Here is a 6,679-nt window from a genome sequence, read left to right as displayed (position 1 = left end):
CGCGGTCCCCGGCGGCAGGTCGGGGCGGGCGCGGACGCGCGGACGGGGCCGGCGGTGAACCGCCGACCCCGTCACCGGTGCGTCGTCAGGAACCGGCGCCGACCACCGTGGCGACCGGCCAGCTGCCGCTGAAGACCTGGGCGGGCGTCGCGCTGCGGGCCGCGAAGCCGAACAGCGAGTCGACCCGGGCGGCCTCGGTGGAGCTGGGGTACGGGTTGGTGCAGCTGGTGCCGGCGCTGCCGCCGGACATCAGGATGGCGCAGTTGCCGTTGTAGTTGTCCGGCAGGCCGAGGATGTGGCCGATCTCGTGCGTCATGATGCGCAGTGGCGAGTACTGCTGGGCCTGGTAGTAGTCGATGACCACGCGGCCGTTGCCGAGGCTGGTGCGCTGGGCGTACGACCCGCCGCCGTAGGTGTAGTAGATCATCAGGTTGGACCCGCACTGGGCCATGTTGATGTTGTTGGTGCGGTTGTTCCAGATCGACGCCGCCTGCACCGCGTAGCTGGCGAACGGGCCGGCCTGGCTGGTGTTGTAGCAGACGTTGCGGACGGCGGCGGAGGCCGGTGCCGGGTTGACGGCGACCGCGCCCAGCGCCGCGAGCGTCGCGGCCGCGAGGGTGGCGAGGATCCGGGACAGCTTCGGCGTACGCATGGTTCACACTCCTTGGGGTGGGGGGTGAGCGGAACGCCGCCAGCCTATAGATGGACGTCCATCGATATCAAGGTCTGGGCTGAACTGATCGGGGTCGATCGTCCGTACCCCTGGTCGTGCGGACGACGGAGCTGGTCACCTGTTCCCGTGAGCCCCGCGACCGGCTCGGCCCGGTCGCCGTACGCGACGCGGTGCACCGCTGGCTGCGGCTGGTCGCGGCCGACGCGGAGCTGGCCCCGTACCTGCTCGGGGTGGATCGCCGGCGGCTCGCCGCGGTGCTCGCGGACCGACTGGGCGCGGCGCTCGGGGTGGTACGGCGGAGCCCCCGCTCCCCGGCCACCGGGGAGGCGGGGGTCCCGCTCGACCACCGCCCGCTGACCGAGGAGCAGCGCTGGCGCGTCCTCGACTACCTGGCCGCCGCGCTCTGGGTGCTCGACCTGCCGGTCGGCGCGATCGTCGACGCGCAGCGGGCGGTCGCCGGCCTGCTGCGGGCCTGACGGGTTCAGGTCGCGGCGTGCGGGTCCGCCGCGTTCAGCGTCGCCACCACCTGGTCGTAGTCGCCGCGCGCCTCGGCGTGGCGGAGGAACTTCACCCGCTCGACCTGGATCTCGGTGGCGTCCGGCTGCGCCTCCAGCAACGCCACCACCTCGGTCACGAACTCGTCCAGCGGCATGGCGAACTCGCTGGTCTCCTGGCCGGGCAGCAGCCCGGTCCGCACGGCCGGCGGCACCAGCTCCAGCACCCGTACGCCGGTGTCGGCCAACTGCAACCGGATCGACTCGCTGAGCATGTGGATCGCCGCCTTCGAGGCGTTGTAGCTCGGTGTCACCCGCAGCGGCACGAACGCCAGGCCGGAGGAGACGGTGACGATCGTCGCGTTCCCCTGCCGGGCCAGGTGTTCGACGAACGCGCCGATCAGCCGGATCGGGCCGAGCACGTTCGTGGTCACCACCTCCTCGGCCGAGGCGAGGAACGTGTCCGGCGAGCGCCAGTCCTCGATCCGCATGACGCCGGCCATCGCGACCAGGACGTTGAGGTCGGGATGCCGCTCCAGCACCCGCTCCGCGGCCGCCGCGATGCTCGCCGGGTCGGTGGTGTCGATCGCGACGGTGTCCAGGTCCGGGTGCGTCGCCGCGATCTCGTCGAGCAGTTCGGTGCGCCGGCCGCCGACGATCACCGTGTTGCCCCGGTCCCGCAGGGCGAGCGCCAGCGCGAGGCCGATCCCGCTGGTGGCGCCGGGGATGAAGATCGTGTTTCCGGAGATGTCCATGCCGCCAGCATGGTCCGGCCGGACCGGGCCGGTGAAGAGATCGCTGATCGGGGGATCGGGGATCCCTGGTTCGCGTCCGGGGGCGGCCGGATACTCGGATCATGGACCGTGCAGCCCTGGCCGACTTCCTCCGCCGACGCCGCGAGACGCTGCGCCCCGGCGACGTCGGGCTGCCCGAGGGCGCCCGGCGCCGGGCGCCCGGCCTGCGCCGGGAGGAGGTCGCCGCACTCGCCGCGATGTCCACCGACTACTACACCCGGCTGGAGCAGCGACGCGGGCCGCAGCCGAGCACGCAGATGCTCGCCGCGCTGGCCCGGGCACTGCGGCTGACCGGGGACGAGCGCGACTACCTGTTCCGGGTGGCCGGGCACAGCCCGCCGGAGCGGACGGCCACCCCGACGCACGTCGCGCCGGCGCTGCTGCGGGTGCTGGACCGGCTGGCCGACACCCCGGCCCTGGTCCTGTCCGACCTGGGCGAGACGCTCGTGCAGAACCCGCTGGCCGCGGCGCTGCTCGGCGACCGGACCGGCCACACCGGGCTGGCCCGCAGCGGGATCTACCGGTGGTTCACCGATCCGGCCGAGCGGGACCGCTACCCGGAGGACGACCGGGAGCGGCAGAGCCGGGCCCAGGTCGCGAACCTGCGCGCCGCGTACGGGTCGATGGGTTCCCGGTCGCGCGCCGGCGACCTGGTCCGCGCGCTGCGGGCGGCGAGCCCGGAGTTCGCCGAGCTGTGGGAGCGGCACGAGGTGGCCCAGCGCTTCGCCGACCACAAGACGCTGATCCACCCCGAACTCGGCCCGATCGAACTGGACTGCCAGGTGCTCTTCACCGAGGACCAGTCCCAGGCGTTGCTGGTGTTCACCGCGCCGCCCCGCAGCGAGGCCGCCGAGAAGCTGCGGCTGCTCGGCGTGCTGGGGCACGAGAGGTTCCCGTCCTCCGCCTCGTGAATCGGGCACAGGAACGGCCGTTCACGCCGCCGGGAATCCCCGGCTTTCCTGTCGACCTCCCGTCACGCAGCGTGTTCTCCTGATCTCTTCCGGTCGATAGCGTCGGGGCACTGCCGTCGACGAAGGGCCGACGATGAACGACAACGGACACCCGCTCGACCGCCGGCGACTGCTCGCCGGCGCGGCGGCGGCCTCGGCGGTCACCCTGACCGGCTTGGCCGTCGCCTCCACCACCACCGCCGCGTCGGCGGCGCCGGCCCGTCCCGGATCGCCGCTGATCACCCGGGACCGGATCGCCACCGCCGCGCTGCGCGCACCCGACGGCTCCGCGCCCGCGGTCGCCGTCCAGGCCGACTTCCACGCCCGGCTGGCTGCCTGGCTGGCGTTCTGGTCGGCGAACTCGCCCCGCGCCTGGAGCGCGCCCGTGCACGTGGTCGCCCGGATCGAACCGGCCGGCGACGCGCTGGTCCTGCACGAGATCCGCCACCGCCGCGAGGACGAGCTGCACGCCGGCTTCGCCGCCGCCCGGCGCGACGCCGCCCACCTGGCCACGCTGGCCAGCCTGCACCACCACTTCCCGAGCGTGCGGGTCCGACCGGACGGCACGATCCGGGTCGGCGACGGGACGGCCGGGTTCACCGGCACGCCCGAGCAGATCGCCTTCGCGGTCGCCGCCTGCCGACAGCTGTGGGGCGACGCGGCGGCCACCGCCGCCCGCTGGCCGGAGCACGCCGGCCGGGTGCTCACCCGCGCCGGCCAACCCGCCGACCCCGCCTCGCACGCCGGCTGGGCGGCCTTCACCCGGACCAGCCTGCGTCGCGGGCTGGGCACCGAATCGTACGAGTGACCGGAGGTAGCACATGGCCCGCAACGAGTTCCGCTTCGTGGTCGACGGCGTCGACCTGACACCCGACCAGCAGACCCTGATCGCCGGCGAGATCCAGAAGGCCGGCCTGGCCGCGCTGGGCACCGCCAACGCCAAGCTGACCAACCCGCTGACCCTCGGCCACGGCAACATCAAGCTGCGCCCCGAGTGGTACGGGCTCTGGGTGCTCGACGGCGTGCTGGCGCAGGACCTCGGCCAGAAGATCAACGACATCGGATTCTGGATCCAGCGGTGACCGACGCCGCCCGACCGGCCGGTCCGCCGGAGCGGATGTGCCCGAGCACCCCGGCGTCCAACGCCACGGTGTTCCTCGGCATGATCACTCCGGCGGGCCGGGTGGCCTACGTGACTCCGGCCGTACCGGCCGAGGTGGCGCTCGCCGGGGCCGTCGACTCCGACCAACCGATCGAGAGCCGGGTCCGGCTCGCCGGCCCCTGCGTCACCTCGTCCTGCGGCTTCTGGACCGGCTCGCACTGCGGGCTGGGCGCCCGGATGGCCGCCTCGTACGCCGAGACCGTCCCGCCCGCCGAGGAGACGCTGCCGAAGTGCGCGATCCGGCGTACCTGTCGGTGGTTCGCCGAGCAGGGACCGGCGGCCTGCCCGGCCTGCTCCCACGTGGTCACCGACGCGCGCCAGCCGATGGGCTGAGCGACGCCGCGGTGTCGGACCCGTCGACTACCGTCGGGGGGTCATGGAGCCGCGGTTCGGCGAGGGGATCATCGGGCGGGAGCATCCCGCGGGTCTGCTGCGCGCCGAGGTCGACCGGGTGACCACCAGTCACGGCGGCCTGGTCCTGGTCGCCGGCGAGCCCGGCATCGGGAAGACCACGCTTGTCGGCGCCGTCGCCGACGAGGCCCGCCGACGGGGGGCGCTGGTGCTCGGCGGTGCCTGCTGGGAGTCCGACACCGCCCCCGACTACTGGCCCTGGACGCAGGTGCTGCGGCGGCTGGCCCGCTCCGCCGACGACTGGGCCCACGCACAGGAGGCCGGCGGCGCCGGGCTGGCCGCCCTGCTCGGCGGGTCGGCCACCGACGACCCGTCCGGGCCCGCCGACGACAGCGGGCCGGCGGACGACGGTGGCCGGCTGGAGTTCGACAGGCACGACGCGGTGACCACCGCCCTGGTCGCGGTCGCCCAGCACCGGCCGGTCGTGGTGGTCCTCGACGACCTCCACTGGGCCGACCCGGCCTCGCTGCGGTTGCTCCAGTTCGCCACCCAGCACACCTGGTTCGAGCGGCTGCTGCTGATCGGCACCTACCGCGACGCCGAGGTCGACGCCGGCGACCACCCGCTGCGGCCGCTGCTGCTGCCGCTGACCGCGAAGGCCACCACGATCACGCTCACCGGCCTCGGCCGCGACGAGGTGGCCGCCCTGATCACCCGCACCACCGGCCGGGAGCCCGGCGCCGGCCTCGTCGACGAGGTGCACCGGCGCACCGGCGGCAACCCCTTCTTCGTCGAGCAGACCGCCCGGCTCTGGCACACCGACGGGCTGGCCGACACCATCGCGCCCGGCGTACGGGAGGCGGTGCGCCGACGCCTCGACCAACTGCCCGCACCGGTGGTCGAGGCGCTCACCGTGGCGGCCGTGCTCGGTCGCGAGTTCCACCGTCAGGTCCTCGCCGCGTGCGTACCCGCCCCGGCCGCCCAGGTCGACCGGCTGCTCGACCGGGCCGCCGCCGCCCGCCTGGTGCTGGCCCGGGGCGGCGGCCGGTTCGCGTTCGTGCACGACCTGGTGCGGGAGACGCTCTACGACGGCCTGGTCGAGGACGAGCGGCAGGCCCGGCACGCGGCTGTGGTCCGGGCCGTCGACCGCTCCGACGCGCTCGCCGGGCGGCTCATCCCCGCCGACCTGGCCCGGCACGCCTGGCTCGCCGGGTCGGAGCTGGACCCGGTACGCGCCGGTGACCTGCTGCTGGCCGCCGCCCGCGACGCGAGCGGGCGGCTGGCCGTGGAGGAGTCGGTCCGGCACTTCCGGCGTGCGCTGGAACGCACCGACGAGCCCGCGCGCCGGGTGCGGGTGCTGCTGGAGCTGGCCGGGCTGCTGCACCACGCCGGCACCCCGGGGGAGGCCGAGGACCTGCTGGTCGACGCCGCCACGCTGGCCCGGGGGACGGCCGAGCCGGCCGTGCTGGCCCGGGTGGCGCTGACCGCCCACGCGCAGCACTCGGCCACCCGCCGCCGGCTCGACGCCGGCGCGCTGGTCCGCGAGGCCTACGCGCGGCTGATCGGCGAACCGGAACCGGAACGGTCGACCCGCGCGCTGGTCACCGACCTCATCACCGCCACCGAGACGCTCGCCCGGCACGGCCGCGACGACGAGGCGCTCACGTTCAGCCTGTGGGCCCGTCACGACACCACCTGGGGGCTCGGCACCGCCGGGGAACGGGCCGTGGTCACCGCCGAGATCCGGGAGGTGGCCCGCCGCGGCGGCGACCGGGACACCGAGCTGTGGGCCACCTCGCTGCGCTGGGTCGCGCTGCTGGAGCTGGGGGACCCGGCATTCCGGCACGAGCTGACCGCGTTCGTGACCGGCTGCCGCGAGGGCGACGTGGCCCGCCAGCGGATGGCGGCCACCGTCGACAGCGGCATCATCGCCGCCTTCGGTGGCGACTTCGCCGGCGCGGAGTCGTGCTACGCCGAGATGGAGGGCTACGGCGAGTGGGAACACTCCGACCACGCCTTCATGGCGCACCACCTGCGCTGGGCCCTGCTGCTCCTGCGGGGCCGCCTCGCCGAGGCCGACGCCCTGCTCGACCGGGCCGGCGCGGGTCACCCGCAGGTCGAGCTGCTGCGCGGGATCACCGCCGCCGAACGCGGCGACACCGCGACGGTGCTCCGGCTCACCGCCGAGATCGAGGCCGCCGGCACCACGTACCCCCGGCCCGTCTCGTCGCTGTGGCTGCGCCTGCGCGCCCAGG

8 protein-coding genes are annotated in these 6,679 nt (G+C 74.9%); 6 read left to right on the top strand and 2 right to left on the bottom strand.

Going from position 1 to position 6,679, the window contains the following annotated elements; translation table 11 throughout:
• Positions 1 to 85 precede the first annotated feature (85 nt).
• Positions 86 to 652, bottom strand: a complete 567-nt coding sequence (locus HUW36_RS22475) for a snapalysin family zinc-dependent metalloprotease (RefSeq protein WP_174529990.1) — start codon at positions 650 to 652, stop codon at positions 86 to 88.
• Between the two features lie 116 nt (positions 653 to 768).
• On the opposite strand from HUW36_RS22475, the gene HUW36_RS22470 reads away from it, so the two are divergent.
• A complete protein-coding gene (locus tag HUW36_RS22470) occupies positions 769 to 1,149 on the top strand; it encodes a globin family protein (protein ID WP_246248278.1) in 381 nt (126 codons plus the stop codon).
• A gap of 5 nt (positions 1,150 to 1,154) precedes the next feature.
• Here HUW36_RS22470 and HUW36_RS22465 read toward each other — a convergent pair whose 3' ends face one another.
• A complete protein-coding gene (locus HUW36_RS22465) occupies positions 1,155 to 1,922 on the bottom strand; it encodes an SDR family oxidoreductase (RefSeq protein WP_174529989.1) in 768 nt (255 codons plus the stop codon).
• Positions 1,923 to 2,023: 101 nt separating this feature from the next.
• On the opposite strand from HUW36_RS22465, the gene HUW36_RS22460 reads away from it, so the two are divergent.
• From HUW36_RS22460 to HUW36_RS22440, 5 genes are all read left to right on the top strand, one after another.
• Positions 2,024 to 2,872 (top strand): helix-turn-helix transcriptional regulator, encoded by an 849-nt coding sequence (locus HUW36_RS22460; RefSeq protein WP_174529988.1) that lies wholly within the window; start codon positions 2,024 to 2,026, stop codon positions 2,870 to 2,872.
• Positions 2,873 to 3,005: 133 nt separating this feature from the next.
• Positions 3,006 to 3,719, top strand: coding sequence for a hypothetical protein (locus HUW36_RS22455; protein ID WP_174529987.1), 714 nt, complete (start codon positions 3,006 to 3,008; stop codon positions 3,717 to 3,719).
• Positions 3,720 to 3,732: 13 nt separating this feature from the next.
• Complete coding sequence (locus HUW36_RS22450; RefSeq protein ID WP_174529986.1) at positions 3,733 to 3,993, top strand: hypothetical protein; 261 nt, start codon at positions 3,733 to 3,735, stop codon at positions 3,991 to 3,993.
• A complete protein-coding gene (locus HUW36_RS22445) occupies positions 3,990 to 4,406 on the top strand; it encodes a hypothetical protein (RefSeq protein WP_174529985.1) in 417 nt (138 codons plus the stop codon). The genes HUW36_RS22450 and HUW36_RS22445 overlap by 4 nt, the downstream gene beginning before the upstream one ends.
• A 43-nt stretch (positions 4,407 to 4,449) precedes the next feature.
• A partial coding sequence (locus HUW36_RS22440; protein ID WP_174529984.1) for an ATP-binding protein occupies positions 4,450 to 6,679 on the top strand: 2,230 nt, incomplete at its 3' end.

It is taken from the genome of Micromonospora maritima, from assembly GCF_902825405.1.
GTDB lineage: Bacteria > Actinomycetota > Actinomycetes > Mycobacteriales > Micromonosporaceae > Micromonospora > Micromonospora maritima.
Note: the sequence above shows the minus strand (reverse complement) of the source record. Positions and strands in the feature narration are given on the sequence as shown.